General features: G+C 55.9%; 26 protein-coding genes. 3 read left to right on the forward strand and 23 right to left on the reverse strand.

The features are described 5' to 3' along the window. From holB to yceD, 12 genes are all read right to left on the reverse strand, one after another. Positions 1–1,005 (reverse strand): DNA polymerase III subunit delta', encoded by a 1,005-nt coding sequence (holB, locus tag SK51_RS18205; protein WP_023299799.1) that lies wholly within the window; start codon positions 1,003–1,005, stop codon positions 1–3. Then, complete coding sequence (tmk, locus tag SK51_RS18210) at positions 1,002–1,643, reverse strand: dTMP kinase (protein WP_022647743.1); 642 nt, start codon at positions 1,641–1,643, stop codon at positions 1,002–1,004. Before tmk ends, holB begins: the two co-directional genes overlap by 4 nt. Then, positions 1,633–2,655, reverse strand: coding sequence for a cell division protein YceG (yceG, locus tag SK51_RS18215; RefSeq protein WP_023305870.1), 1,023 nt, complete (start codon positions 2,653–2,655; stop codon positions 1,633–1,635). Before yceG ends, tmk begins: the two co-directional genes overlap by 11 nt. Before the next feature lie 2 nt (positions 2,656–2,657). Next, complete coding sequence (gene pabC / locus SK51_RS18220) at positions 2,658–3,467, reverse strand: aminodeoxychorismate lyase (protein ID WP_023305869.1); 810 nt, start codon at positions 3,465–3,467, stop codon at positions 2,658–2,660. A 120-nt stretch (positions 3,468–3,587) separates the two neighbouring features. Continuing rightward, entirely contained in the window at positions 3,588–4,829 is a 1,242-nt protein-coding gene (fabF, locus tag SK51_RS18225; protein ID WP_022647740.1) for a beta-ketoacyl-ACP synthase II, read from the reverse strand. Positions 4,830–4,920: 91 nt separating this feature from the next. Next, entirely contained in the window at positions 4,921–5,157 is a 237-nt protein-coding gene (acpP, locus tag SK51_RS18230) for an acyl carrier protein (protein WP_003857954.1), read from the reverse strand. Between the two features lie 154 nt (positions 5,158–5,311). After that, positions 5,312–6,046 carry a 3-oxoacyl-ACP reductase FabG gene (fabG, locus tag SK51_RS18235; protein WP_022647739.1) on the reverse strand — a complete coding sequence of 245 codons (735 nt, stop codon included), beginning with the start codon at positions 6,044–6,046 and terminating at the stop codon, positions 5,312–5,314. Between the two features lie 12 nt (positions 6,047–6,058). Beyond that, positions 6,059–6,988, reverse strand: a complete 930-nt coding sequence (fabD, locus tag SK51_RS18240; protein WP_022647738.1) for an ACP S-malonyltransferase — start codon at positions 6,986–6,988, stop codon at positions 6,059–6,061. Positions 6,989–7,003: 15 nt separating this feature from the next. Continuing rightward, a complete protein-coding gene (locus SK51_RS18245) occupies positions 7,004–7,957 on the reverse strand; it encodes a beta-ketoacyl-ACP synthase III (protein WP_003857960.1) in 954 nt (317 codons plus the stop codon). Positions 7,958–7,963: 6 nt separating this feature from the next. Continuing rightward, positions 7,964–8,998, reverse strand: coding sequence for a phosphate acyltransferase PlsX (gene plsX, locus SK51_RS18250; protein ID WP_152811225.1), 1,035 nt, complete (start codon positions 8,996–8,998; stop codon positions 7,964–7,966). Positions 8,999–9,079: 81 nt separating this feature from the next. Beyond that, entirely contained in the window at positions 9,080–9,253 is a 174-nt protein-coding gene (gene rpmF / locus SK51_RS18255) for a 50S ribosomal protein L32 (protein WP_003857964.1), read from the reverse strand. A 16-nt stretch (positions 9,254–9,269) separates the two neighbouring features. Continuing rightward, positions 9,270–9,791 carry a 23S rRNA accumulation protein YceD gene (yceD, locus tag SK51_RS18260; protein ID WP_003857966.1) on the reverse strand — a complete coding sequence of 174 codons (522 nt, stop codon included), beginning with the start codon at positions 9,789–9,791 and terminating at the stop codon, positions 9,270–9,272. A 140-nt stretch (positions 9,792–9,931) separates the two neighbouring features. Between yceD and SK51_RS18265 the strand changes: the two genes are divergently transcribed. Continuing rightward, positions 9,932–10,516 (forward strand): Maf family protein, encoded by a 585-nt coding sequence (locus SK51_RS18265; RefSeq protein WP_032671032.1) that lies wholly within the window; start codon positions 9,932–9,934, stop codon positions 10,514–10,516. A gap of 79 nt (positions 10,517–10,595) precedes the next feature. Here the strand turns inward: SK51_RS18265 and rluC are convergent, their stop codons facing one another. Continuing rightward, complete coding sequence (gene rluC, locus SK51_RS18270) at positions 10,596–11,543, reverse strand: 23S rRNA pseudouridine(955/2504/2580) synthase RluC (protein WP_003857970.1); 948 nt, start codon at positions 11,541–11,543, stop codon at positions 10,596–10,598. A gap of 570 nt (positions 11,544–12,113) precedes the next feature. Between rluC and rne the strand changes: the two genes are divergently transcribed. Beyond that, positions 12,114–15,221, forward strand: coding sequence for a ribonuclease E (gene rne / locus SK51_RS18275; RefSeq protein ID WP_023305866.1), 3,108 nt, complete (start codon positions 12,114–12,116; stop codon positions 15,219–15,221). A 40-nt stretch (positions 15,222–15,261) separates the two neighbouring features. Here the strand turns inward: rne and SK51_RS18280 are convergent, their stop codons facing one another. Continuing rightward, positions 15,262–16,200: a LysR family transcriptional regulator gene (locus SK51_RS18280; RefSeq protein ID WP_023305865.1), complete on the reverse strand. Its 939-nt coding sequence runs from the start codon at positions 16,198–16,200 to the stop codon at positions 15,262–15,264. Between the two features lie 109 nt (positions 16,201–16,309). Here SK51_RS18280 and SK51_RS18285 point away from each other — a divergent pair, with 109 nt between their 5' ends. Further along, a complete protein-coding gene (locus SK51_RS18285; protein ID WP_048206921.1) occupies positions 16,310–17,521 on the forward strand; it encodes an MFS transporter in 1,212 nt (403 codons plus the stop codon). Positions 17,522–17,596: 75 nt separating this feature from the next. Here SK51_RS18285 and flgL read toward each other — a convergent pair whose 3' ends face one another. The 9 genes from flgL to flgD all read right to left on the reverse strand — a co-directional run bounded on the left by flgL (position 17,597) and on the right by flgD (position 26,660). Then, positions 17,597–18,550 (reverse strand): flagellar hook-associated protein FlgL, encoded by a 954-nt coding sequence (flgL, locus tag SK51_RS18290; protein ID WP_023299791.1) that lies wholly within the window; start codon positions 18,548–18,550, stop codon positions 17,597–17,599. Positions 18,551–18,566: 16 nt separating this feature from the next. Next, on the reverse strand, positions 18,567–20,207 hold the full coding sequence (gene flgK / locus SK51_RS18295) for a flagellar hook-associated protein FlgK (RefSeq protein ID WP_023305863.1): 1,641 nt from the start codon (positions 20,205–20,207) through the stop codon (positions 18,567–18,569). A 75-nt stretch (positions 20,208–20,282) separates the two neighbouring features. Continuing rightward, complete coding sequence (gene flgJ, locus SK51_RS18300) at positions 20,283–21,236, reverse strand: flagellar assembly peptidoglycan hydrolase FlgJ (RefSeq protein WP_023305862.1); 954 nt, start codon at positions 21,234–21,236, stop codon at positions 20,283–20,285. Beyond that, positions 21,237–22,334, reverse strand: coding sequence for a flagellar basal body P-ring protein FlgI (locus SK51_RS18305; RefSeq protein ID WP_022647728.1), 1,098 nt, complete (start codon positions 22,332–22,334; stop codon positions 21,237–21,239). It abuts the gene before it with no gap. 12 nt (positions 22,335–22,346) lie between these two features. Then, entirely contained in the window at positions 22,347–23,045 is a 699-nt protein-coding gene (gene flgH / locus SK51_RS18310) for a flagellar basal body L-ring protein FlgH (protein ID WP_023305861.1), read from the reverse strand. A 57-nt stretch (positions 23,046–23,102) separates the two neighbouring features. Next, a complete protein-coding gene (flgG, locus tag SK51_RS18315; protein ID WP_000625853.1) occupies positions 23,103–23,885 on the reverse strand; it encodes a flagellar basal-body rod protein FlgG in 783 nt (260 codons plus the stop codon). 11 nt (positions 23,886–23,896) lie between these two features. After that, the gene (locus SK51_RS18320) at positions 23,897–24,652 is read right to left on the reverse strand and encodes a flagellar basal body rod protein FlgF (RefSeq protein WP_022647727.1); all 756 of its coding nucleotides are present in this window, start codon (positions 24,650–24,652) and stop codon (positions 23,897–23,899) included. Positions 24,653–24,672: 20 nt separating this feature from the next. Further along, positions 24,673–25,923, reverse strand: coding sequence for a flagellar hook protein FlgE (gene flgE, locus SK51_RS18325; protein WP_023305860.1), 1,251 nt, complete (start codon positions 25,921–25,923; stop codon positions 24,673–24,675). 26 nt (positions 25,924–25,949) lie between these two features. Then, positions 25,950–26,660, reverse strand: coding sequence for a flagellar hook assembly protein FlgD (flgD, locus tag SK51_RS18330; RefSeq protein WP_003857994.1), 711 nt, complete (start codon positions 26,658–26,660; stop codon positions 25,950–25,952).

Consider the following 26,660-nt stretch of genomic DNA (forward strand, 5'->3'; position numbering starts at 1 on the left):
TCAGAGGTGGGAAACCGGCGGTATGACGCCCGGTTGCAGGTAGTGTTCAATACGCAGTAACTGGTCGGTCAGTAAAAGCTCGCGATTGAGACCGGTTACCGTCAAAAGTTGTTCACGACTCTGGCAGATATCATGAAGGATAGCGTGCAGCGACTGCCCTGACAGGCGATTCGCCAGCGTGGTGACCAGCGCCCACACGTCAGGGTTAGTCAGAAGCGTAGCCCCCTGCTGAATTTTGAGCGCATCCAGCAGCAGCGCGGCCAGCCAGTGCAGCCGTTCCGGAGCCTGATCGCTGTTCAGCGCTGGCAGCACGCTCAGCCAGTCATGGATGTCGAGGGCTGATTCAACCGCACGACACAGCGTTTCACGCTGGGACCACACTTCGGGCTGTAATAAGGCCAGCGCAGCCGCAGGCGCACCGCTGCACAGGCGCAACGCTGAGAGCGCCGCGTCTTGTGACACCGTCACTTCCCGCTCAAGCCAGGCGAGTGCCCAGGATTCCTGAGGGACAGCAAGGTGGTGAAGACGGCAGCGACTGCGCAGCGTCGCCAGCAAGCGTTCCGGCTCGCGGCAGGAGAGGAAAAACCAGGTGTTTTCTGGCGGCTCTTCCAGGGTTTTTAACAGCGCGTTGGCTGCGGCTTCCGTGAGCAGCGCGGCATCTTTCAGCCACACCACTTTCGCCCCCCCCAGACGCGCATATTCGTACAGTTTCTCACTGACCTCACGCACCGCGTCGATACCGAGCGTATTTTTGCCCTTCTCAGGTTCGAGGGTGTAATAGTCAGGATGCGTGCCCGCCTGCATGAGCTGGCAACCCCGGCATTTACCGCAGCTTTTATGTCCTTCCGGCTGTTGGCACATCAGAAAGCGGGTGATGGCGTAAATCAACGCATCATCACCCATTCCCGGCAGCGCCTGGATCAGTAACGCATGATGCCCCCGACCAACCTGATAGCTGCCGATCAGCTGTTCAAAGTGTGGGCGCAACCATGGATACCATTTCATGCCTGCTGCTCCTGTAGCCACTGCGTAACGGTCTGCTGAATATCACATGTAACGTCTTCAAGGGATTGCGTCGCATCGATGGTACGAATGGTCTTGTCCTGCCCGGCCAGTTCAAGATAACGCGCACGGGTGCGGTTAAAGAAATCAAAAGACTCCTGTTCGATGCGGTCCAGTTCGCCGCGGGCACGGGCGCGCTTCAGGCCCACCTCAGGGGTCACGTCCAGATACAGCGTCAGGTCAGGACGGAAATCGCCCAGAACCGCGTCGCGAAGCGTAGCCAGCATGGCCTGATCGATACCCCGGCCACCACCCTGATACGCCTGGGTTGAGAGATCGTGGCGATCGCCAATCACCCATTTGCCTTCTGCCAGAGCGGGTTTGATCACCGTCTCCACCAGCTGAACGCGCGCCGCATAGAACATCAGCACTTCCGCTTTGTCGGTAATAACTTCATCGCCAACGGATTTGATATCCAGAACCAGGCTGCGCAGTTTTTCCGCCAGCTGCGTACCGCCCGGCTCGCGGGTGAAGACCATGTCGGCGACGCCAAGCGATTTCAGCGTATCCACCACCACGTTACGGGCGGTGGTTTTGCCCGCCCCTTCGAGTCCCTCAATGACAATGTATTTACTGCGCATTTTTTTCCTTAAGTGCCTTCAGATAGTCCTGAACGGAGCGATTGTGGCTGGCCAGGTTGGTATTGAACGTATGCCCCCCTTTTCCGTCAGCCACAAAATAGAGATACGGCGTTTTGGCCGGGTGCGCGGCGGCCTTCAATGATGCTTCACTTGGCGTCGCAATCGGTCCAGGCGGCAGGCCGCTAATCACGTAGGTATTATACGCCGTTGGCGTTTCCAGATCTTTTCTGGAAATCCTGCCGTTGTAGTTTTCGCCCATGCCGTAGATGACGGTAGGATCGGTTTGCAAACGCATGCCGATGCGCAGACGGTTAATAAACACCGAGGCAACCTGGTCACGTTCGGCAGCAACGGCCGTCTCTTTCTCGATGATCGAGGCCATCGTCATGAACTGGTTTTGATCTTTATAAGGCAGGCCCTCTGCTCGCCCTTTCCACGCAGCGTCTACCGCCGCGACCATTTTGTTATGCGCTCGCTTCAGAATTGCCACATCCGTCGTGCCTGCCGTATACATCCACGTATCGGGCCAGAACCAGCCTTCCACCCACTCGGGATGTTCGAATTTTAAGGCGTCTGCCACGGTCTGGTAGCGGTCATCTTTCAGCGTATGCTTGATGTACGGCGCGTCACGCAGTTGCCTGAGATAATCGCTCAGACGCATACCTTCCACAAAACGCAATGGGAACTGGGCTTCTTTACCACTCTCCAGCAGTTGCAGCATCTCGCGCACGGTCATGCCAGGGGTGAAACGATAGGTACCGGCCTTGAAATGGGACAGGTCCGGCTGAATACGCAGCAGCCACTGGAATACGCGTGGACGATTGATAATTTTGTCGTCATACAGCTGCTGACCAAGCGCCTGCCGCCCGGTCCCCGCTTTCAGGGTAAATATCGTCTCGTCTTTAATCAGGATCTGACTTTCAGCCAGCTGACGGACTTTCCACACTCCCGCTCCGCCAGCGATTCCGAACGCAACGATAAGAAGGAGGACAAAGCGTAACATTTTCTTCATGACTACCTGGTTTGCTCACATAACGGGGCCAGAAACTGGAACAGCTCGCGGGATGACCAGCACTTGCGGTCATAAGCGCGAACGGGGACAACGGGCATCAGCGCATTGCAGATAACAACTTCTTCGGCAGCCAGCAGCGCCTCTTCCTTAGCGTTAACTTCGACAACGCGAAAGCCTGCGCGTGCCAGCTGTTGCAAACAAAACTGCCGCATAATGCCGTTGACTCCGGCCTGCTCCAGCGAAGGCGTGAATACGTCACTGCCCTTCCGCCAGAGTAAATTAGCCGCACAGCATTCCGTAATGTACCCTTCGCTGTCAAGAACCAGCGCCTCCCCGGCCTCCGTCTGCTCAAGATGAGTACGAATAAGCACCTGTTCAAGACGGTTAAGATGTTTTATGCCAGCGAGCATCGGGTTTCGCCCCAGACGTACCGGGCTAAGCGCCAGGACTACGCCCTCTTCACGCCAGTGCGCGTAATGGGAAGGATAATCTGAAACGGAAAGGATCCGCGCAGGATGCTGGCAGGCAGAACCGCTATAGCCCCGACCACCGCTGCCGCGGCTGATAATGACTTTCAGGACGCCGCTTGCTTTATGTGACGCCAGCCGACGCATTTCACTTTCAAGAATGTCCCACTGCGAGAAGGGGATCAGTAATGCTTCGCAGGCTTTTTGTAAACGAAGGATATGGGCCCCGAGCAGGCACACGCCACCGTCGAGAATACGCGCGGTCGTGAAACAGCCATCGCCAAACTGGGTCGCCCTGTCGCTTGCCGGCAGCATTTCTTGCTCAAGGCCATTAATTAAAAACATAGTGGCTCCTTATGCATGGAGGCTCAGTCTGGCAGGATGTGGTTAGCCGGACAAGGGGATATCACCTAATAAAAAAGGCCCGGCAAGCGGACCTTTATTATCGTCAGCGACTAACCAGACTCAGACCTTTTTGAAGATCAGAGAACCGTTAGTCCCACCGAAGCCGAAGGAGTTACACAGGGTGTACTCCATACCGCTAACCTGGCGCGCTTCGTGGGGAACGAAGTCCAGATCGCAACCTTCATCTGGATTATCCAGGTTGATGGTTGGCGGTACAGCCTGATCGCGCAGCGCGAGAATAGAGTAGATTGATTCTACTGCACCCGCCGCCCCCAGGAGGTGACCGGTCATGGATTTCGTGGAGCTCACCAGTACACGGCTGGCAGATTCGCCGAAGATAGACTTAACCGCCTGCGCTTCTGCTTTATCGCCCGCAGGGGTAGATGTCCCGTGCGCGTTAACGTAGCCAATCTGTGCCGGCGTAATGCCCGCATCACGGATGGCGTTTTCCATCGCCAGCGCAGCACCTGCGCCGTTCTCTGGAGGAGACGTCATGTGGTAAGCATCGCTGCTCATGCCAAAGCCAACAACTTCAGCATAAATTTTCGCGCCACGTTTTTTCGCGTGTTCGTACTCTTCCAGTACGATCATGCCTGCACCGTCACCCAGCACGAAACCATCACGGTCTTTATCCCACGGACGGCTCGCCGCCTGAGGATTATCGTTTCGGGTAGAGAGCGCACGCGCTGCACCGAAGCCACCGACGCCCAGCGGGGTACTGGCTTTCTCAGCACCGCCCGCAACCATAGCATCTGCATCGCCGTACGCGATGATACGCGCGGCCTGGCCGATGTTATGCACGCCAGACGTACAGGCTGTCGCGATTGAGATGCTTGGGCCACGCAGGCCGAACATAATGGTCAGGTGACCTGCCACCATGTTTACAATCGTAGACGGAACGAAGAACGGGCTGATTTTACGCGGGCCGCCATTCACCAGAGATGTATGGTTTTCCTCGATCAGGCCAAGACCGCCAATCCCGGAGCCGATAGCAGCGCCGATACGGGTAGCGTTCTCTTCCGTAATCTCAAGGCCAGAATCCTGCATGGCCTGAACGCCAGCGACAATTCCATATTGAATGAAGGCATCCATCTTGCGCTGTTCTTTGCGCGAGATGATCTCTTCACAGTTAAAATCCTTTACTAAGCCAGCAAATTTCGTTGCATAGGCGCTAGTATCGAAATGGTCGATTAGGCTGATGCCGCTCTGACCGGCAAGGAGAGCTTTCCAGGTGGACTCTACGGTATTGCCGACAGGAGACAACATGCCAAGTCCGGTCACAACTACACGACGCTTAGACACGTTTGTCCTCCAGGGAGGGATAAAAAAAGAGATTCGTGGGACTACAAAAGATAAAACTCAGGCGGTCGAATGACCGCCTGGAGATGTTCACTTACGCCTGGTGACCGTTGATGTAATCAATGGCAGCCTGAACGGTGGTGATTTTCTCAGCTTCTTCGTCCGGAATCTCAGTATCAAACTCTTCTTCCAGAGCCATTACCAGCTCAACGGTGTCAAGAGAATCTGCGCCCAGGTCTTCAACAAAGGAAGCGGAGTTCACAACTTCTTCCTGCTTAACGCCCAGCTGTTCGCCGATAATTTTCTTAACGCGTTCTTCGATAGTGCTCATACTCTTAAATTTCCTATCAAAACTCGCTTTCGCGATGGTTTTCGTAGTGTATAAAATGTTGAAAAATTTGCAACTAAATCCCGGCAGGTCTTACCACGATTTTACGTTATTTTGAGGCCATTTGCCCAAATAACGCAAATATTTTCGATCGTGATTAAACCATGTACATCCCGCCGTTGACGTGGAGGGTTTCACCAGTGATGTAACCCGCTTCGTCAGAGGCTAAAAATGCAACCGCGCTGGCGATTTCTTTAGGGTCGCCAAGACGACCCGCTGGAACTGCCGCCAGCGTACCCGCACGCTGATCATCGGTCAGCGCACGCGTCATGTCCGTTTCAATAAAGCCCGGAGCAACAACGTTTACAGTAATTCCGCGGGACGCGACTTCGCGCGCCAGCGACTTACTGAAACCGATCAGACCTGCTTTCGCCGCAGCGTAGTTAGCCTGACCAGCATTTCCCATGGTACCAACCACAGAACCTACAGTGATAATACGTCCATGACGCTTTTTCATCATAGCGCGCATTACCGCTTTTGACAGACGGAATACCGATGACAGGTTGGTTTCGATAATATCGTTCCACTCATCATCTTTCATTCGCATCAACAGGTTGTCGCGAGTGATCCCGGCATTATTGACCAGAATATCCACTTCGCCAAACTCTGCGCGAATATTTTCCAGAACAGATTCGATAGATGCTGGTTCAGTCACATTCAGTACCAGACCTTTGCCGTTCGCACCCAGATACTCGCTGATGGCCTGTGCGCCATTCTCGCTGGTCGCAGTCCCGATCACCGTCGCGCCGCGCGCAACCAGTGTTTCAGCAATAGCACGCCCGATACCGCGGCTTGCGCCGGTCACCAGGGCAATTTTTCCTTCAAAACTCATGGTATTCCTCTTTTATTGCGAGAGTGCCGCTTTCATTGCTTCCGGCTCGTTAATCGCCGAGGCAGTCAGGGTGTCTACAATACGTTTTGTCAGACCGGTAAGTACCTTACCTGGACCGACTTCATACAGATGTTCAACGCCCTGAGACGCCATAAATTCAACGGTTTTGGTCCACTGAACTGGGCTGTAGAGCTGGCGAACCAGCGCGTTACGGATAGCCTCCGGCGCGGTTTCGCACTTCACATCGACGTTATTCACAACGGAAATCGTCGGTGCGTTAAAGGTCATTTTTTCCAGCTCAACCGCCAGCTTATCGGCAGCGGGCTTCATCAGCGCACAGTGAGACGGCACGCTCACCGGCAGCGGCAGTGCACGTTTTGCACCCGCAGCTTTACAGGCAGCGCCTGCACGCTCAACCGCTTCTTTATGACCCGCGATAACTACCTGGCCTGGCGAGTTAAAGTTTACCGGAGAAACGACCTGACCTTCAGCAGATTCTTCACAGGCTTTAGCAATAGAAGCATCATCCAGACCGATGATGGCAGACATGCCGCCCGTGCCTTCTGGCACCGCTTCCTGCATAAACTTACCACGCAATTCAACCAGACGGACCGCGTCAGCGAAGGCAATCACCCCTGCGCAGACCAGCGCAGAGTATTCACCCAGGCTATGACCCGCCATCAGCGCCGGCGTTTTGCCGCCCTGCTGCTGCCATACGCGCCACAATGCGACGGAGGCTGCCAGCAGTGCCGGTTGAGTCTGCCAGGTTTTGTTCAGCTCTTCAGCTGGGCCCTGCTGGGTCAGCGCCCACAGATCATAACCCAGCGCGTCAGAAGCTTCACGGAAAGTCTCTTCAATAACCGGATAGTTTGCTGCCATTTCAGACAACATCCCAACAGTTTGTGAGCCCTGTCCCGGGAACACAAAAGCAAATTGCGTCATTTTTTAATCCTTATCCTAGAAACGAACCAGCGCGGAACCCCAGGTGAACCCACCACCAAAGGCTTCAAGCAAGACCAGTTGGCCCCGTTTAATTCGTCCATCGCGTACCGCTTCGTCAAATGCGCACGGTACCGATGCCGCAGAGGTGTTGCCGTGGCGATCAAGCGTCACCACAACGTTATCCATAGACATGCCCAACTTCTTCGCCGTCGCGCTGATAATACGCAGGTTAGCCTGATGCGGTACCAGCCAGTCGAGTGCGGCGCGATCCAGATTGTTCGCTTCCAGCGTCTCATCAACAATGTGAGCGAGTTCGGTCACGGCCACCTTGAACACTTCATTACCCGCCATTGTCAGGTAAATCGAACTGTCCGGATTAACGCGATCGGCGTTAGGCAGCGTTAACAGCTCGCCGTAGCGACCGTCAGCGTGCAGGTGCGTGGAGATAATGCCTGGTTCTTCGGACTGCCCCAACAGTACCGCGCCCGCGCCATCGCCAAAAATAATGATTGTGCCGCGATCGGTTGGATCGCAGGTACGCGCCAGCACATCAGCACCGATCACCAACGCATATTTTACGGCACCCGATTTAACATACTGATCGGCGATGCTCAGCGCATAGGTGAAACCCGCGCACGCCGCTGCAACATCAAATGCCGGGCAGCCTTTGATGCCGAGCATGTTCTGCACCTGGCACGCTGCGCTTGGGAAGGCATGCGTGGCAGATGTTGTCGCCACCACAATAAGCCCGATCTGTTCTTTATCAATGCCAGCCATCTCAAGCGCTCGCTGAGCGGCTTCGTAGCCCATGGTGGACACAGTTTCGTCTGGCGCGGCGATACGACGTTCACGGATACCTGTGCGCGTGACAATCCACTCGTCAGACGTATCTACCATTTTTTCAAGATCGGCGTTGGTACGCACTTGTTTTGGCAGGTAGCTGCCGGTACCTAAAATCTTCGTATACATGTACGCTCAGTCACTTTTAGCTAATACAGATCCCAGGCGAGCGGCAATCCTCTGAGGGACTTGTCGCTGCACCGCCTGCACTGCCTGTTCAATCGCGACGGTAAATGCTCGCTGATTGGCGGCGCCATGACTCTTAATCACGATGCCGCGCAATCCTAACAGACAGGCGCCATTATACTGGTCGGGGTTGAGGTGACTGAATCGCCGCGTCAGGCTTTTTTGTAACCAACGCTTTAATAAAATCAGCCACCAGGACCTTTTTTTACCTTCTCCCTGCGATTTCAGCAGAGAAAGGAACATTCGTACGACCCCTTCCATGGTCTTCAACGTCACGTTTCCGGTGAAGCCATCACACACTAATACATCCGTTTTGCCCGTCAGCAACTCATTGGCTTCGAGATAACCAATATAGTTGATGGAGGGAACCTGTTTGAGTATTTCCGCAGCGTCGCGGATACTGTCCAGGCCTTTGGTCTCTTCTTCACCAATATTCAATAACGCAACGCGGGGATTGGTAATCCCGACCACGTCTTCTGCCAGCACCGACCCCATCACGGCAAACTGAGCCAGCATTGTACTATCACAATCTACGTTAGCGCCCAGATCGAGCACCACCGTTTTGCCCTTCTGCTGATGCGGTAACACCGTCACCAGCGCCGGACGCTCAATGCCCTCAATCGGCTTGAGCAATAATTTCGACAGCCCCATCAGCGCGCCAGTATTTCCCGCGCTGACGCAAGCCTGCGCTCGCCCTTCTTTCACCAGCTCCAGCGCCATGCGCATAGAGCTGCCGCGGCTATTACGAATAGCCTGCGATGGCCGGGCATCACTGGCAATAACTGACTGCGCAGGAATAATCTGCAGACGCGAACGTTGTTCAAAGTCAGCTTTTGCAAGTAATGGCGTGATTGTGTCGGGATTACCGACTAAAAGAAGTGTGAGTTGCGAATTAGAATTCAGTGCCTGCAATGCTGCAGGCACTGTCACGGTAGGGCCAAAATCTCCCCCCATGACATCTAACGCCAGGGTTAGACGTGTCAAGGTATCGTCGCAGCCTGGTTCGGTAAACTCCCCGTTTTCACGGGGAAGTTCCTCACTAAGCCTAATCACGCTGACGCGTGATTACTTAGTGATAACCTTGCGGCCGCGGTAGAAACCGTCAGCGGTGATGTGGTGACGCAGGTGTTTCTCACCAGAAGTCTTGTCTACAGACAGGCTGGTAACTGCGGTCAGCGCGTCATGGGAACGACGCATGCCACGTTTGGAACGGGTTGGTTTATTCTGTTGTACGGCCATGGACCTTACTCCTCAATTACTTACGCTTTAAGCTGGCTAATACGGCAAATGGATTTGGTTTTTGCGCTTCATCAGGCAGTTCCCCAAAGACCATGTCCGCCTCGGACACTTCACAGTGTTCAGAATCATGCACCGGAACGACTGGCAGGGAGAGGATGACTTCATCTTCAACCAGCGCCAGAAGATCGATTTCACCGAATTCGTTAACCTCAATCGGTTCATACGCTTCCGGGAGTGCTTCAGCCTGTTCGTCAGAACGAACCGGGCTGAAACAATACGTTGTGTGAACATGCTGTACAAACGGTTTCCCGCAGCGCTGACATTCGAGCGTTACCGTCACCTTTGCATCACCGGTTAAAACGGCGAGGCGCTGGTTGTCGATAGCGAACGACATGGAGCACTCTACATCACTGTCCACACTGACTACAGATTCGGCAATACGCTCAGCCTGATCGGAAGAATAGATTCCTTCGTAATCGAGGCGTTTTTGAGCCGTACGAACCGGATCAAGAGTCAGGGGTAATTTTACCTTTTGCATAGGGCGCGCATATTAACTTTGTAACGTCATAGAGTCAAAGAAAAAGGCAACCAGAGCTGCCTTTTGCCAATTATTCGCACACATTGCGGCCTGTAGTTTAAAATGGCTGGCATCGATACGCTATATCTGGTGATAAAAATATGCCAAATCTCGTCCTTGCTTCCACTTCACCTTATCGCCGAATGCTGCTGGAAAAGCTCGGGATCCCGTTTGAATGCGCCGCGCCGGAGGTGGATGAAACGCCACAGCCGGGCGAGTCACCGCGTCATCTGGTGACCCGTCTCGCGAAAGAGAAAGCACAGTCGCTGGCCGTACGTTACCCCGCTCATCTGATTATAGGCTCCGATCAGGTTTGTGTGCTGGGCGGCGAAATCACCGGTAAACCGCATACGGAAGAAAACGCCTGCCAGCAGCTTTTGCGTGCGCGAGGCAGTATCGTGACCTTTTATACCGGCCTGGCGCTTTATAATTCGGCCTCCGGTCATCTGCAAACCGAGTGCGAGCCATTTGATGTGCACTTCCGTCATCTCAGTGATGAGGAGATTATGGATTACGTGCGTCGGGAACGTCCTCTGAACTGCGCAGGGAGTTTCAAAAGTGAAGGACTGGGAATTGCACTGTTCGACAAGCTGGACGGGCGGGATCCCAACACGCTGGTGGGGTTGCCGCTGATTGCGCTGTGCCAGATGTTAAGGCGAGAAGAGTGTAATCCGCTGACGATGTGATTTTTGCCCAGCGGCGCTTCGCTTGCATGGGCCTACGGATTTCGTAGGCCGGGTAAGCGCAGCGCCACCCGGCACATAATCAGCCGCGCAGAACTTTCAGGCAGCGTTTCAACTGCTCATCCAGCGGCGCTTCAATACGGATAACTTCACCGGTATTAGGATGGGTAAACTTCAGCGCTGCCGCATGCAGGAACAGACGCGACAGCCCCGTACCCGCCAACTGCTTATCAAACTCGCGATCGCCATAGCGATCGTCGAACGCAATCGGATGGCCTGCAAACTGGGTATGGACGCGAATCTGGTGAGTACGCCCCGTCACCGGACTACAGCGCACCAGCGTGGCGAATTCGTAGCGCTCTTCTACTTTAAATCGCGTCTCAGACGGTTTCCCTTCCTGATTAACACGAACAATGCGCTCACCGCTTTGCAGAATATTTTTCAGCAGCGGCGCCTGCACCACTTTCACGTGGGACTGCCACTGGCCGCGCACCAGCGCCAGATAATCTTTCTGCATCCCTTTTTCGCGCAGCTGTTCATGCAGGGAACGCAGTGCAGAACGTTTTTTCGCCACCAGCAGCACGCCTGAGGTATCACGGTCAAGACGGTGAACAAGTTCGAGGAAACGCGCTTCCGGGCGCAGCGCACGTAAACCTTCGATCACGCCGAAGCTCAGACCGCTCCCCCCGTGTACCGCCGTTCCGGACGGTTTATTCAGCACCAGAATGTGGTCGTCCTCATAAAGGATAACGTCGCTCAAAGCCGCGACTTTTTGCAGCTTCGGAGAAACGACCTCTTCTTCACGCTCTGCAACACGTACCGGTGGAATGCGGACTTCATCGCCCGCCTCGAGCTTGTACTCGGGCTTCACACGTTTTTTGTTCACCCGCACCTCACCCTTACGCAAGATGCGATAAATCATACTTTTTGGCACACCCTTCAATTGGGTGCGCAAAAAATTATCGATACGTTGCCCCGCCTCGTCGTCGGCGATGGCAACCATTTTTACGGCTGGAGTCTCTGTTTTCATGGTTGGCGATTCTAAATAGCGTCTGACATTAGCGCCACTCATTTTTCTATGCTTATATTTACTTTTATCCGGACCACTCCCCTTTCGCGCAATCGATTTGGTGGTTATTAAACCAATCACCCCGTTGAAGTGAAGAAACTGTGAGTAACCGGGTGATAATTGGTAAAAGTCATCTTGCTATAACCCGGCGAGCAGTGGAATAATGAATCCGTTTTCCGCGTTAAATCCGGGTTTTGTAAGGATGTCGACGGAATGACCAATTTTGTCTGACCGATCATCCACGCAGCAATGGCGTAAGACGTATTGATCTTTCAGGCAGTTAGCGGGCTGCGGGTTGCAGTACTTCCCGGTATAAGGATTGTTCTCTGGAGAGTTTTCCCAGGCAATTCCCCTGATAATTGCGCTGTGTTTCCCTATGAAATACAGGCAACCGACACTCTGCGCCTCTTAAGCGAGCGACAACCGTGAGGTTGGCGACGTGAATAGACACGAGGCCATCGGTTCATACCCCGGAAAGCGTCACCTTGCCCGCAGCTTTGTCGTCAATGTAAGAATAACGAGTAAGTTACGATGAAAAGAATGTTAATCAACGCAACTCAGCAAGAAGAGTTGCGTGTCGCCCTTGTGGATGGGCAGCGCCTGTACGATCTGGATATCGAAAGTCCTGGACACGAACAGAAAAAAGCGAACATTTACAAAGGCAAAATCACCCGCATTGAACCAAGCCTTGAAGCTGCATTTGTCGATTACGGTGCTGAGCGTCACGGTTTCCTTCCTCTCAAAGAAATCGCCCGCGAATATTTTCCTGCAAACTACAACTCCCATGGCCGTCCGAACATCAAAGATGTTCTGCGTGAAGGTCAGGAAGTTATCGTCCAGATCGATAAAGAAGAGCGTGGCAACAAAGGCGCCGCGCTGACCACCTTTATCAGTCTGGCAGGAAGCTATCTGGTATTGATGCCAAACAACCCGCGTGCGGGTGGCATCTCTCGCCGTATCGAAGGCGATGACCGTACCGAGCTGAAAGAAGCACTGGCAAGTCTTGAACTGCCAGACGGCATGGGCCTTATCGTGCGCACCGCAGGCGTTGGCAAATCTGCCGAAGCGTTGCAGTGGGACCTGAGCTTCCGCCTGAAACACTGGGAAGCCATCAAGAAAGCGGCAGAAAGCCGTGCTGCGCCGTTCCTGATCCACCAGGAAAGCAACGTCATCGTGCGTGCCTTCCGTGATTATCTGCGTCAGGACATCGGTGAAATTCTGATTGATAACCCGAAAGTGCTTGAGCTGGCTCGCCAGCACATCGCCGCGCTGGGTCGCCCGGATTTCACCAGCAAAATTAAACTGTACACCGGTGAAATCCCGCTGTTCAGCCATTATCAGATTGAATCCCAGATCGAGTCTGCCTTCCAGCGTGAAGTGCGTCTGCCGTCCGGCGGTTCTATCGTTATCGATACCACCGAAGCGTTGACCGCCATCGACATCAACTCCGCGCGAGCAACCCGCGGCGGCGACATCGAAGAGACCGCCTTCAATACCAACCTTGAAGCCGCTGATGAAATCGCCCGCCAGCTCCGCCTGCGCGACCTGGGTGGTCTGATCGTTATCGACTTCATCGACATGACCCCGGTTCGCCATCAGCGTGCGGTTGAAAACCGTCTGCGTGAAGCGGTGCGCCAGGATCGCGCGCGTATCCAGATCAGCCATATTTCTCGCTTTGGCCTGCTGGAGATGTCCCGTCAGCGCCTCAGCCCGTCTCTGGGTGAGTCCAGCCATCACGTCTGCCCGCGCTGTTCCGGTACAGGTACCGTGCGTGACAATGAATCTCTCTCCCTCTCTATTCTGCGTCTGATTGAAGAAGAAGCGCTGAAAGAGAACACCAAAGAGGTTCACGCTATTGTTCCAGTGCCGATTGCCTCCTACCTGCTGAACGAAAAACGTGCAGCGGTGAGCGCAATCGAAGCGCGTCAGGGCGGCGTTCGCTGCATCATCGTGCCAAACGACGAGATGCAAACCCCGCACTATCACGTGCTGCGCGTGCGCAAAGGCGAAGAGACAAGCACCCTCAGCTACCTGCTGCCGAAGCTGCATGAAGAAGAAATGGCGCTGCCGTCTGATGAAGAGCCTGCCGAGCGTAAACTGCCTGAGCAGCCAGCTTTAGCGACCTTCATCATGCCGGAAGCACCGCCAGAAGCGACGCTGGAAAAACCAGCGGAAAAACCTGCTGTGCAGAAAGTGGCTCCTGCCGCGCCAAAAGCGCAGCCTGAGCAGCCTGGTCTCCTGAGCCGCATCATCGGTGCGCTGAAAAAAATGTTTGCCGCCGAAGAAGTTCAGCCTGAGGAGCCGAAAGAAGCGCCAAAAGAAGCGAAACCAGAGCGTCAGCAGGACCGTCGTAAGCGTCAGAACAACCGTCGCGACCGCAACGACCGTGGCGATCGTAATGAGCGCCGTGATAATCGTTCCGATAACAACGAAGGCCGTGAACAGCGCGAGGACAACCGTCGCAACCGTCGCGAGAAGCAACAGCAGAACGTTGAAGATCGTGAGATTCGCCAGCAGGCGGGCGATGAGTCCGAGAAGAGCAAACAGCGTGACGAGCAGCAGCCTCGCCGCGAGCGTAACCGTCGTCGTAACGATGACAAACGCCAGGCTCAGCAGGAAGTCAAAAACCTGAATCGCGAAGCGCCTGTAGAACAGCAGGACACTGAGCAGGAAGAGCGTACTCAGGTTATGCCGCGTCGTAAGCAGCGCCAGCTGACCCAGAAAGTACGTGTGGGTGTTGTTCAGGCCGAAGAAAACGACGTTATCGCGGTTGAAGCGGCTGAAAGCACAACGGGTACTCAGGTTGCGAAAGTTGACCTGCCAGCCGTAGTGGAAAATCAGGTTGAGCAGGACGAAAGCAGCGAAAACCGTGATAACGCAGGTATGCCGCGTCGCTCCCGCCGTTCTCCACGCCATCTGCGCGTGAGCGGTCAGCGTCGCCGTCGTTATCGTGACGAGCGTTACCCGACCCAGTCTCCAATGCCAATGACCGTGGCGTGCGCGTCACCTGAGATGGCATCCGGTAAAGTCTGGATCCGTTATCCGGTTGCACGTCCGGAGCAGGCTGTTGAAGAACAGGCTGTGACCGAAGAGGTGATTGCACCGGTCGTCGCAGTGGAAGACGTCGTGACTGAAGCGGCAACCGTGGTCGAACCGCAGGTTGTTGAAACAGCGCCGCCGCAGGCTGTGGAAGTGGAAACGACCCATCCTGAAGTGATTGCTGCACCGGTTGATGCCGCACCGCAGATCATTGCCGAAGAAGATACCGTGGTGGCTGAAGAAGTCGCGGAAGACGCTAAGCCTGTATCCGCAGCAGAAGAGCCCGCAGACGTTGCCGTCGAAACGGTGACGGAAGAGGTTGTTCAGGACGTCGAGATTCAGGTTGAACCTGTTGTCGAAGAGGTCAAAGCGCCTGAAGTGAAATCTGAGCCGGTTGAGATCGTTGAAGCTGTAGCGCCTGCTCACATTGCTACCGCGCCAATGACTCGTGCCCCGGCACCTGAGTACGTGCCTGAAGCACCACGCCATAGTGACTGGGTTCGTCCGGAATTCAACTTCGAAGGTAAAGGTGCTGCCGGTGGTCACAGTGCGACGCACATGGCTACTGCCCCAGCTACTCGTCCTCAGCCTGTTGAATAACGCACGCTAAGACTGAAAGCCGACCTTCGGGTCGGCTTTTTTATGGCTGTTGCAGGGGCTTTCTCATCCCGGTGACCTCCGGCATTATCTGCCGCATCAGCTCCAGAAAACGCCGCAAGCGCGCCGGATAATAGCGTGACCAGGGATAAACCAGATGTACCGGTAGCGCTGCTGGCTGCCACTCTGGCAGTAAATGCACCAGTCGCCCTTCCCGAATATCATCCTGTACCGTCCAGCTGGATACCACCGCCACGCCTAGCCCGGTGAGTGCCGTATTGCGCGCTACATACAAGCTGTCGGTACTCAGGCGTGGCGTAATGGTAACTCTCGCCGGGGTGGGTGTTGCCTCGTGGAAGAGCTCCACATGGCGTTGATAAAAAGAGCTAATGGCAATCCAGGGGAGATGTTGCAGATCGCCCGGCGTGTTAACCGCGGGAAAACGGGCAAGGAGTGCCGGTGACGCTACCACCGAGCGCGGCACTTCAGCCAGTAGCACAGACACGGTTGCCGGATCGACTTCCACGCCCACCCGAATAGCACAGTCAAGGTTGTCGCCGAGGAAATCAACCGAGCGATCGTTAAGCATCCACTCAACAGAAAGCTGGGGATAGCGCTGCAAAAATTGGGTTAACGGTTTTAGTAGCTGATCCTGGCCAAACGCGTGAGGGGCGCGCACCCTCAGCACCCCGACCGGTTCATCTTCCGTCTGCCCCACCTCGTCTTCCAGCGCCAGCCAGCTGTCAATCACCCGTCTGGCATGCTGATAGCAGCGTTCACCGTCATCGGTCAGCCGTGTCGTATGGGTTGTGCGCAGCATCAGGCGCACGCCCAGCATGGTCTCGAGCGACTGCAACCGTCGGCTCACCGTGGCCTGGGTTGTTGCCAGCTGACGTGCCGCCGCAGAAAGGGACCCCGCCTCCACAATGCGAACAAAGGTTCGCATCAGTTCTACCCGATCTATACGCTCAGTCCGTTTCATATCATTTACACCTATACGCTACACGTATAAGCGTTTTACCACCGCGCCCGCTACCGTCGCAAGGCGTACTGATAAAATATAGCCGCACACGACGAATGAGGAACATCTTATGAACACAACCACCATCCGGGCCGTAAGCCGCTGGGTAATCTTAATGCTGGCGCTCGGTGCGGGCTTCAGCGTGGCATCCATCTATTATGCCCAGCCTCTGCTGCCGCTGATGGGCTCAGACCTGCACCTGAGCATCGAAGGCATGGGCATGGTCCCGACGCTCACCCAGGCGGGTTATGCCTTAGGCATCCTGTTTCTGCTCCCGCTCGGCGATCGTTATGACCGCAGAACGTTGATCCTGATAAAAAGTGCAGCTCTGGCGCTGTTCCTGCTGAGTTGTAGCCTGACCGGACAACTGCACTCCCTACTGCTCACCAGCCTGCTGATTGGCATGGCCGCCACCATGGCGCAGGATATTGTCCCGGCCGCAGCGATCCTCGCGCCGGAAGGCAAACAGGGAAAAACAGTCGGCACGGTGATGACCGGCCTGCTGCTGGGGATTTTGCTCTCCAGAACCGTGAGCGGCGTGGTGGGTGAAGCCTTTGGCTGGCGAGTGATGTATCAGCTGGCCGCAGCAAGCATTGCCTTTATCGGCGTGGTGATGTGGGCCGTGCTTCCCCGCTTCGCCGTTCATTCCACGCTGAGCTACCCGGCGCTGCTGCGCTCCATGGAACACCTCTGGCGTCGCTACCCGGCGCTGCGTCGGGCTGCGCTGGCTCAGGGTTTTCTGTCGATTGCCTTTAGTGCATTCTGGTCGACGCTGGCGGTCATGCTGCTGGAACGGTATCACCTTGGCAGCGCCGTGGCGGGTGGTTTTGGTATTGCCGGAGCCGCAGGCGCGCTGGCCGCACCGCTGGCAGGCGGTCTGGCCGATAAGCTGGGCGCCGGTAAAGTGACCCAACTGGGTGCCGCGCTGGTGACCCTCTCGTTTGCCCTGATGTTCCTGATGCCAGCCCTGGGTGTACACGGCCAGTTGCTCCTGATTGCCCTCTCCGCGGTCGGTTTCGATCTCGGTTTGCAGTCCAGCCTCGTGGCGCACCAGAACCTGGTCTACAGCCTTGAGCCGCAGGGCCGTGGGCGCCTTAACGCCCTGCTGTTTACCGTCATTTTCATCGGAATGGCGCTGGGTTCGGCATTAGGCAGCAATATCTATACGCTGGCAGGCTGGACGGGCGTGGTAGCACTGGCAACCCTGTGTGGTGCCATTGCGCTGGCTATCAGAGTGATTGAAAGCGCCCGGGTGGTGTCCGCTCAGGCAGAAAGTGTGTAAAAAAAATGCCCAACCCGGACGGGTTGGGCAGTCAAAACATGCCCAGTTTCAAGACATGTCAAACAGGTCAGAGTCTTATCTGTTCATCTGGAACAAAGACATACCCTGCATATCGCTAAAGGCTTTATACGAGGCCTGCAAAGCCGCCTGCTGCATGGTGTAGGAAGAAATCACCGAGTTCCAGTCCACGTCAACCAGGTCGCTCATCTGCTGAGTCTGGCCCAGCGCGCGGTCTTCACCCAGAGAATCCAGCTTGCCCAGCTCGTCCAGCTTGATGCCGAGGTCGGCGCGCACGGTCAACACGTTGTTGAGGGAGTTGCTCAGGCCACGGTTGGCTTTATCAATAGCCGCCGTAAATGCTTCAGCCTTCGTTTCGTCATCGCCAATCGGCTTATTCAGCGCTTCAATTGCGGAGTCGAGGATCTTGAACAAATTCGTTTCCGGCGCACTACCATCTGGCTCTGGCTTCGCATTGCTGGTGAAGCTATCGAAAACTTCAGTGCCCGTATGGCTGATTTGCATCGTGCGCGCAGAGTCAACCTGCTGGCTGATTGGCGTTCCGCCGCCCTTATAATCACCCGTAGCCTGGTCGAAAGCCGCCGCTTCGGTCTTGTAACCGGAAAAAATATAGCGACCGTTACCGTCCGTGCTGTTAGCCAGGTTCATGAGCTGATCGCGAATACCTTGCAGGTTCGTTGCCAGCGAAGCGCGGTCATCGTCACTTAACGTACCGTTGCCCGCATTGACAATCTTTTCCTGAGCAGCCTGGATAGCGGTTGTCACTTGCGATAACACGTTTTCTTCCAGCGAGACTTTCGTCGTAGCGAAGGAGCGCGCCAGCGCATACTGGCTATTTTGCGTTTGGGCCTGAGAGAGCACAACGGCCTGCGAAGCGGCAATCGGATCGTCAGACGGACGGTTGATACGCTTCCCCGTAGACATCTGCTCGCCGTAGCTGAGCCAGAGGCTTTGGGAGTTCGTCACGCCGCGCATGCTTTGCTCATACATCATTTGAGTACTAATACGCATTTTTTATGCCTCAGCCTTAGCGGATATTGATCAATGCATCAAACAGCGTGCTCGCCGTTTGCAGCACCTGCGCATTCGCCAGATAGTACTGCTGATAGCGTTGCAGGTTGCCATACTCTTCATCCAGGTTAACCCCGGAGATTGACTGCTGTTGTTTGGTCAGCTGCGTAACAACGTTAACTTTGGTTTCGCTGCTGGTTTTCAGCGACGCCGTGGTGCTGCCCACCGTACTGACCAGCGCGGCATAAGCATCGTTAAAGGTTTTGTTCCCCCCCACCAGCTTGGCGCTCTGCAAATCCAGCAGCTTTTGGCCATTGGTATTGTCGCTTTCGCCGCTTCCTTGCGCGGAGGCCATCGCCAGTTTGGACTCGTCGCTGATCGCAACGTCCATATTCACGATAACGTCATTCACCGGCTTCACGATAAAGCTGTCTTTATTATTGGCCGAGCCGCTAATGTTGACGTTGAGGCCATCAAACGACAGATTACCGCTGGTATCCGGCATAGCCGTGAAGCTGGTGTTGTCTGACAGACGGGTGATGGTCCAGTCAGTACCGTTATACTCAACTTTGTAGTTTGTCGCCTGGACCTTGGTACTGTCCGTCATCGTTGCCGTCACGGACGCGCTTCCGGTGTTCTTACCGTTACTCAGCACTGCCGGGGAGCCAAAATCAAACAGCTTGCCGCCTTTATCCCCGTTGGCATCAAAGCCCGCCTGGTGCTGGGTATTCATGGCATCCGCAAACGCCAGCGCCATCTGGTTAAGCGTATTTCGCGCCTGATCCAGATCCTGAGAACGGAACGTTAACAGCCCCCCAAGCGACCCCGTGGTGATCTGTTTTTCCGAGATCTCCACGTTGCCCGCTGCGGCATCCACATACGCAATCGTTGTACGTGCAGGGTCCGCGCTGGATTTCACCGCAGCCAGCTGGCTGGCGTTGCTGCCCTGTACCAGGGTGTAGCCGTTGGCGATAGAGATGTTGTAGGTGCCGCTGTCCTGTACGGTCACGTCCACACCGACAATTTTGTTCAGCTCACTCACCAGCTGATCGCGCTGATCGAGCAGTTCGTTCGGGGATGCGCCCGCCCCTACGCCAGTCAGCCGGGAAATCTGATCGTTAAGGTTAGCAATCTGCTTCGCGTAGTTATTGATCTGATCGACGCTGGTAGAAATCGCCGTATTGACCTGCGCATCCTGATCGCGGAGATATTGATCGTTAGTTTTGAACTGGTTTACCAGACCATCTGCCTTCCCGAGTACCGTCTGGCGTGCAGCCGGATCTTCTGCGTTACTCACCAGCGTTTGCAGGCTTTTAAAGAAATCCTGGAGGTTGGCAGAAAGCGAGTTCGTGGTATCCGACAGCACGTCGTCAATTTTCGACATCTGCTGGTAGCGCGTGGTCAGGCCGCTGCTCTGGTTCTGCGCCGCGCGCAGCTGGTTGGTAATAAACGCATCATATTCACGCTGAACGCCGGAGACATAGACCCCGTTACCCACCCAGCCGCCGCCGGTCAGGGTGCTGTTTGATGCGCCCAGAATGGTAGTCTGGCGGGTATAACCTGCCACGTTGTAGCTTGAAATATTATTACTGACGGTATTGAGTGCCGACTGCGCAGCACTGAGGCCACTCATGGCGCTGTTAATCAAACTGGACATGGGGGTTCCTTTTATACGTTCAGACACGAGTCCTGATGAAGGTTATCGGCAACCTCCACCGGGACTTGAGAACTTTCAGAACAGATTTTCGAGATCTGTGCTATACGCTTTGCTGACCTTCTCAGACATGGATTTCAGCTGTTGGATCATGCTGGTCAGCTTGCGTGCATAGTTTGGATCGGTCGCGTAGCCGGCATTCTGCAATGCCTGAGCGCCCTGCTCTGGCGTGGTGGCCTGGGTCACGGCGGTGTAGCGCGGATTCCGGCTCAACAGCCCGACATAATCCGACAACGCTTCCAGATACGAGCTGTAGACGCGGAATTTGGCTTTCACCTTCACTGCCGCACCGTTCTCATATTCGGTGGTGGTAATTTCCGTGGTCGGCCCCTTCCAGCTGGAGGTGGCCTTCACGCCAAAGATGTTGAAGCTCGGCTCGCCGTTCTCCCTGCGGATCTGACGTTGCCCCCAGCCCGACTCCAGCGCCGCCTGCGCCAGAATCAGATGGTGTGGCACGCCGCTTTCTTCACTGGCAAGACGTGCCGGCAGGGAGAGCTGCGCCAGGAAGTCTTTGCTGTCGCCGGAGAGCGGCTCGTCACGCGCTTCTGTCGGCTTCGGCATCGCCTTACGCACCATCTGGGTCAGCGCCTGATTTTGATAACTGGTCACCTTTTCCAGATCAAACTTCAGCGGCACCTGCGGCGGAGCCTCTTCAGGTGGCAGCCCCTGAGCGGCTGCGGTCTGTTTCACAATCATGTCCGCCAGGCCGAGCCCCTTTCCGGCGGTCATTTGCTGGGCAATCTGCTGATCGTACATGCTGGTGTAAAGCCGTGTGGAATCGCTGCTGAACATGCCATCTTTCGGCAGGGTTTCACGCATGCTTTTCAACATCATCTGCACGAACATGCCTTCCACCTGACGGGCAACCGGGCGGATATTCGCCGCCGGATCCTTGCCCGCTTTGGTTTTGAGCTCGTTGAGCGACTGGGCATCCCAGGCGGCACTGGTCAACAGTTTGCTATCGGTCAGCATTTAGATGATTTCCAGTTTAGCGCGCAGGCAGCCTGCACTTTGCATGGATTGCAGAATGGACATCAGATCCATTGGCGTTGCACCCAGCGCGTTCAGGGCACGTACCACGCTGTTCAGGTTGGCGCTGGAGCGCACGCTCTGCAACGATCCGCCGCTCTGTCGTAAATCAATCTGCGTTTGCGGGGTCACTACCGTCTGACCGCCACCAAACGGGGTATCCGGCTGGCTGACGTTGGCCGAGCGGTTAACCGTGACGGAGAGATTGCCCTGCGCCACGGCGCAGCTGTCCAGCGTCACTTCGCGGTTCATCACCACCGATCCGGTACGGGAGTTGATAATGACTTTTGCATCCTGCACCGACACGTTCACTTCCATATTCTGGATATCGGCCAGCATCCGCACCTGGTTGCTGCTACCGGTTGACGTGCGGATCTGCACGGTGCGGGCATCCAGCGCGGTGGCGCTGCCGTAACCCCGGCTGCGGTTGATGGTGTCAGCAATCTGCTGCGCCATCGTGAAGTCTTCGTTATTCAGTTGCAGGTTAATGGTGTTGCCGGTGCCGAACTGGGTCGGCAGCTCACGTTCGATGATCGCGCCGTTGGTAATACGTCCCCCGTTCAGCTGGTTCACCTGCACGCTGCTGCCGCCCGCCGACGCACCTGCCCCGCCAACCAGAATGTTGCCCTGCGCCAGAGCATACACCTGGCTGTCGACGCCTTTCAGCGGCGTCATCAACAACGTACCGCCGCGCAGGCTTTTGGCGTTACCCATCGACGAGACAACCACGTCGATGGTTTGCCCCTGACGCGCAAAGGCCGGATAAGACGCGGTCACCATCACCGCCGCCACGTTTTTCAGCTGCATGTTGGTCCCCGCCGGTACGGTAATACCGAGCTGAGAGAGCATGTTGTTCAGGCTCTGGGTGGTGAACGGCGTCTGGGTCGTCTGGTCACCCGTCCCATCCAGCCCCACCACCAGGCCGTAGCCAATCAGGGAGTTTTCGCGCACGCCCTGCACGCTGGTGAGATCGCGAATGCGATCGGCCTGCGCAACGGTAGCGACCAGCGACAGCGCCACGGCGAAGAGAAATTTATACATAGGTCACCTCGCTTACATCGGCGATAAGTTAAGGAAGAAGCGTTGCAGCCAGCCCATATTTTGCGCTTCGTTGATGTAGCCGTTGCCGACGTACTCAATGCGCGCATCCGCCACCTGTGTGGACGGTACGGTGTTGGTGCCGCTGATGGTGCGAGGGTTAACCACACCGGAGAAGCGAATGAATTCCGTACCCTGGTTAATGGCGATCTGTTTTTCGCCCACCACGTGCAGGTTGCCGTTCACCAGAACCTGGTCAACCGTTACCGTCAGCGTTCCGCTGAAGGTATTGCTGGCGTTCGCGCCACCTTTACCGTTAAAGGTGTTGCCGCCGGAGGCTTCCACATCCGCACGGGCGTTGCCGAACAGCCCTTGCAGATAGCGCGGTACGGTGTCGAAGCCAAAATTGGTTTTGCCGTCGCGGCTGGCGTTCGCCGACGAGCTCTTGCTCGCGCTGACGTTTTCCTGCAACACAATGGTCAGCGTATCGCCGACGTTACGCGGACGACGGTCTTCAAACAGCGGCTGATAACCGTAGTTAATCGGCTGCGCAGTCTGGAAAATAGAGCCGTTCACCACCGGCGAGGGGCCGGGAACGGGTTGGGCGGTAGTCGCACCCTGTACCAATGGTTTAGACGGGATCCAGGCACACCCGTTGAGGGTGACAGCCAGAACAGTCAGGATCGGATAACGAAACGCCGCGTTTTTTTGCATTGCCTTCATCTTCGAAAACAGGGAGCCGGTGCGACGTATACCGCACCGGGCTACACCTTAGAGTTGCGTCAGTTTTTGCAGCATCTGGTCGGTCGTCGACACTGCTTTACTGTTAATTTCATAGGCGCGCTGGACCTGGATCATATTCACCAGCTCTTCCGCCACGTTAACGTTCGAGGTTTCCACATACCCCTGGTACAGCAGCCCCGCACCGTTCAGGCCGGGGGTACTTTCATTTGGCGTGCCGGAAGACTGCGTTTCGGTGTAGAGGTTCTCACCGATGCTTTCCAGTCCGGTATCGTTCATGAAGGTCGTCAGGTTGAGCTGACCAACCTGAACCGGCGCGGCCTGACCTTGCTGAGTGACGCTGACGATACCGTCACGGCCAATGGTGATGCTCAGCGCGTTCGCCGGGATGGTGATCGCAGGCTGAACCTGGAAGCCGCCCGCCGTCACCAGCTGACCATTCTGATCCACCTGGAACGAACCATCGCGGGTATAGGCGGAGGTCCCGTCAGGCAGTTGCACCTGGAAGAAACCCTGACCTTTGATGGCAACGTCTTTGCTGTTGTTGGTCTGGGACAGGTTGCCCTGGCTGTGCAGACGCTCGGTGGCGACAGGGCGTACGCCGGTACCAATTTGCAGACCGGACGGCAGCGTGGTTTGCTCAGAAGACTGCGCCCCTGGCTGACGAATCGTTTGATAAAGCAAATCTTCGAAAACCGCACGCTGGCGCTTGAAACCATTGGTGCTGACGTTTGCCAGGTTGTTGGCAATTACATCCATATTGGTTTGCTGTGCGTCCAGACCGGTTTTCGCGATCCATAAAGAACTGATCATAGGGAGTCCTGTTAACTCATAGCCAGAAGTTGGTTAGCCTTGCCTGCGTTTTCATCGACGCTGCTGATGATTTTCATCTGCATTTCGAAGCGGCGGGCGCTGGCGATCATGTCGGTCATGGCTTCGACCGGTTTGACGTTACTGCCTTCCAGCACGCCGGACATCACGCGGATGGTCGGGTCGGCCTGTAACGTGGCGCCACGCGTGGCCTGCGCCGCCTGAGTCAGACGGAACATTCCGTCATCACCACGCTGCACTTCATTGCCTTCCGCTTTCACCAGCTTCAGACGACCGACAGGCGCAACGGTGTTCGCCGGGTCGCCCGGATTCAACGCCGAGATCGTCCCGTCTGCCGCAATGGTCAGCTCTGACCCTTCCGGCACCGTCAGCGGACCGGCTTCGCCCATCACCGGATGCCCCTGAATCGTCAGCTGTCCGGTGGCGCTCACCTGAATGTTACCGTTGCGGGTATACCCTTCTGCGCCGTCAGCCGTTTGCACCGCCAGCCAGCCGTCCTGCTGAAGGGCAACGTCCAGCGGACGCGCGGTGTAATCCATCTGGCCTGGCGTCATGTCGGCGCCCGGCGTGGAGGCGGTGACCAGCGTACGCGTGGGCAATGACAGCCCTTCTACCGGCACCGCACGCAGTGCGTTGAGCTGTGCACGAAAACCAGGCGTGGAGGCGTTCGCCAGGTTGCTGGCGGTAACAGCCTGCTGATTGAGCGTCTGGCTTGCAGCCCCCATCGCTGTATATATTGCGTGATCCATTGCGCTTTCCCGTCAGCCGCTTAACGCAGGTTAACCAGCGTGTTGAGGATCTGATCCTGGGTTTTGATGGTCTGCGCGTTGGACTGGTAGTTACGTTGCGCGACAATCATGTTCACCAGCTCTTTACTCAGATCGACGTTGGAGGCTTCAAGCGCGCCGTTGGTCAGCGTGCCGAAGTTACCGGAACCCGCGGTACCCAGCAGGGCAACACCGGAAGACTGCGTGGCGGACCAGACGTTATCCCCTTCGGACTTCAGGCCTTCGTTGTTGGCAAAGTTAGCCAGCACGATCTGGCCCAGCACCTGGGTCTGTTCGTTGGAGTAGTTACCGACAACGGTGCCGTCATCGTTGATCTGGTAGCTCACCAGATCGCCCGGCTTATAGCCGTTCTGGCTCGTCGCCACGATGTTGTTCGCACCGGTGTTCTGTTGCATGGAGCTCTGGAAGCTCAGAGAGAACTCGGCAGGCTCCGCACCGCTAATGATGCCAGTAGTAATGTTGATAGCTGGGGTGGCGTTTGGCGTAGCGCTTATCACGCCAGCAGCGTCGTAGTTATAAACACCCGCCAGGTTACCGTTACTGTCGAAGCTCATCTGTGCCGCTTTTTTTGCAGGAGAACCCGCTACGCTGCCATCCTGGGTATACACATCCCATTTGTTGTCAGTTGTTTTGACATAGAACAGGTTCATGTTGTGCGCATTACCCTGGCTGTCAAACACCGTCACGGTGCCTTTCTTGTTGTAAGAGTCAGGGTTGGCCGGGTCGAATGCGACGGTTGGCGCGGTATCGGTGGAGTTCAGGTTGATCTGCTGAGAGGCCGTGGTGGTGGACTTCGCCGCCATCAGCGTCGTTGGGATGGTGATCGCCTGCGGATTCGCACCGGTTTGCACCGTCGGCGGCGTGCCGGCAACCGGATAACCGGTTAACTGTAGCCCCTGCATGTTCACCAGGTTACGGTTTTCATCCAGCTTGAACTGGCCGTTGCGGCTGTAGAACACGGAACCGTTGGCATCCACCATACGGAAGAAACCGTTCTGGCTGATGGCGACATCCAGACCACGACCGGTGTTGGTGGTCGTCCCGTCGGTGAAGTCCTGGGTGATACCCGCAACCTTCACGCCCAGGCCCACTTTAGAGCCTGCAAACATATCTGCAAAAGACGCAGAACCGGATTTAAAACCATAGGTCGCGGAGTTGGCGATGTTGTTGCCAATGACGTCCAGGTTGGTGGCCGCAGCATTCAGGCCGCTGACCGCTTGAGAAAAGGCCATGACTTACTCCTGATAAGTATGAAGGCTTAGATAATCTGCCGAACTTCGTCGAGTGTGGTGGTACCGGAGGTACCCAAATCCAGTTTGTTGCCATCGCTACCTTTGATGACGCCCTGAACCAGGGCAAACTGTAGCGGCTGAGCCACCAGCTGCGTGGTGCCGTTGCTGGCGCTAATCGCAACCTGATACGAGCCGTTAGGCGCTTTAGTGCCGTCGGTCAGGCTGCCATCCCAGGTAAAGGTATGAACGCCCGCTTTAAGCTCGCCAATCTCAATCGTGCGCACCACGTTGCCGCTGGCGTCTTTGATGGTGGCGGTGACTTTGTCGGCCGGTTGCTGCAACTCAACGCCAAACGGCGTTGTGGTGGTGGTGGACGTGCCATCGGTGGTGCTGGTGCCCGCCAGAATCGTGGTCCCCGGGATCATCACCCCGTGACCGATCAGGTTGGCGGCCTGCAAGGACTGGCTGTTATCGATTTGACCGGAGACCGAGCCGAGCGTGGTGTTCAGTTTCTCAATGCCGCTGACGGTACTGATCTGCGCAAGCTGCGTGGTCAGTTCGTTGTTCTGCATCGGATTGGTCGGGTCCTGATTTTTCAGCTGTGCCACCAGCAGGGTCAGAAAGCTGCTCTGTAAATCGGAGGCATTGCTCCCGGTGAGAGAGCTGGAACCGGTCGCACTGCTGGTGCTGTTGACGCCGGTATTTGTCGGGTCATTCACGTTTACGGCGATGGACAT

The sequence above is a fragment of the Enterobacter sp. MGH85 genome (genome assembly GCF_001037655.1).
In the GTDB taxonomy this organism is placed as follows: Bacteria; Pseudomonadota; Gammaproteobacteria; order Enterobacterales; family Enterobacteriaceae; genus Enterobacter; species Enterobacter intestinihominis.

Bases quoted from the DNA above. Each gene is read 5' to 3' on its own strand.
- SK51_RS18245 (WP_003857960.1), bottom strand. From the start codon at position 7,957: ATGTATACGAAGATTTTAGGTACCGGCAGCTACCTGCCAAAACAAGTG.
- pabC (WP_023305869.1), bottom strand. From the start codon at position 3,467: ATGTTTTTAATTAATGGCCTTGAGCAAGAAATGCTGCCGGCAAGCGAC.
- flgL (WP_023299791.1), bottom strand. From the start codon at position 18,550: ATGCGTATTAGTACTCAAATGATGTATGAGCAAAGCATGCGCGGCGTG.
- fabG (WP_022647739.1), bottom strand. From the start codon at position 6,046: ATGAGTTTTGAAGGAAAAATTGCCCTGGTGACCGGCGCAAGCCGCGGT.
- yceG (WP_023305870.1), bottom strand. From the start codon at position 2,655: ATGAAGAAAATGTTACGCTTTGTCCTCCTTCTTATCGTTGCGTTCGGA.
- flgH (WP_023305861.1), bottom strand. From the start codon at position 23,045: ATGCAAAAAAACGCGGCGTTTCGTTATCCGATCCTGACTGTTCTGGCT.
- SK51_RS18305 (WP_022647728.1), bottom strand. From the start codon at position 22,334: ATGTATAAATTTCTCTTCGCCGTGGCGCTGTCGCTGGTCGCTACCGTT.
- acpP (WP_003857954.1), bottom strand. From the start codon at position 5,157: ATGAGCACTATCGAAGAACGCGTTAAGAAAATTATCGGCGAACAGCTG.
- SK51_RS18285 (WP_048206921.1), top strand. From the start codon at position 16,310: ATGAACACAACCACCATCCGGGCCGTAAGCCGCTGGGTAATCTTAATG.
- yceD (WP_003857966.1), bottom strand. From the start codon at position 9,791: ATGCAAAAGGTAAAATTACCCCTGACTCTTGATCCGGTTCGTACGGCT.
- holB (WP_023299799.1), bottom strand. From the start codon at position 1,005: ATGAAATGGTATCCATGGTTGCGCCCACACTTTGAACAGCTGATCGGC.
- SK51_RS18280 (WP_023305865.1), bottom strand. From the start codon at position 16,200: ATGAAACGGACTGAGCGTATAGATCGGGTAGAACTGATGCGAACCTTT.
- rne (WP_023305866.1), top strand. From the start codon at position 12,114: ATGAAAAGAATGTTAATCAACGCAACTCAGCAAGAAGAGTTGCGTGTC.
- fabD (WP_022647738.1), bottom strand. From the start codon at position 6,988: ATGACGCAATTTGCTTTTGTGTTCCCGGGACAGGGCTCACAAACTGTT.
- SK51_RS18265 (WP_032671032.1), top strand. From the start codon at position 9,932: ATGCCAAATCTCGTCCTTGCTTCCACTTCACCTTATCGCCGAATGCTG.
- tmk (WP_022647743.1), bottom strand. From the start codon at position 1,643: ATGCGCAGTAAATACATTGTCATTGAGGGACTCGAAGGGGCGGGCAAA.
- rpmF (WP_003857964.1), bottom strand. From the start codon at position 9,253: ATGGCCGTACAACAGAATAAACCAACCCGTTCCAAACGTGGCATGCGT.
- flgJ (WP_023305862.1), bottom strand. From the start codon at position 21,236: ATGCTGACCGATAGCAAACTGTTGACCAGTGCCGCCTGGGATGCCCAG.
- SK51_RS18320 (WP_022647727.1), bottom strand. From the start codon at position 24,652: ATGGATCACGCAATATATACAGCGATGGGGGCTGCAAGCCAGACGCTC.
- flgE (WP_023305860.1), bottom strand. From the start codon at position 25,923: ATGGCCTTTTCTCAAGCGGTCAGCGGCCTGAATGCTGCGGCCACCAAC.
- flgK (WP_023305863.1), bottom strand. From the start codon at position 20,207: ATGTCCAGTTTGATTAACAGCGCCATGAGTGGCCTCAGTGCTGCGCAG.
- rluC (WP_003857970.1), bottom strand. From the start codon at position 11,543: ATGAAAACAGAGACTCCAGCCGTAAAAATGGTTGCCATCGCCGACGAC.
- flgG (WP_000625853.1), bottom strand. From the start codon at position 23,885: ATGATCAGTTCTTTATGGATCGCGAAAACCGGTCTGGACGCACAGCAA.
- flgD (WP_003857994.1), bottom strand. From the start codon at position 26,660: ATGTCCATCGCCGTAAACGTGAATGACCCGACAAATACCGGCGTCAAC.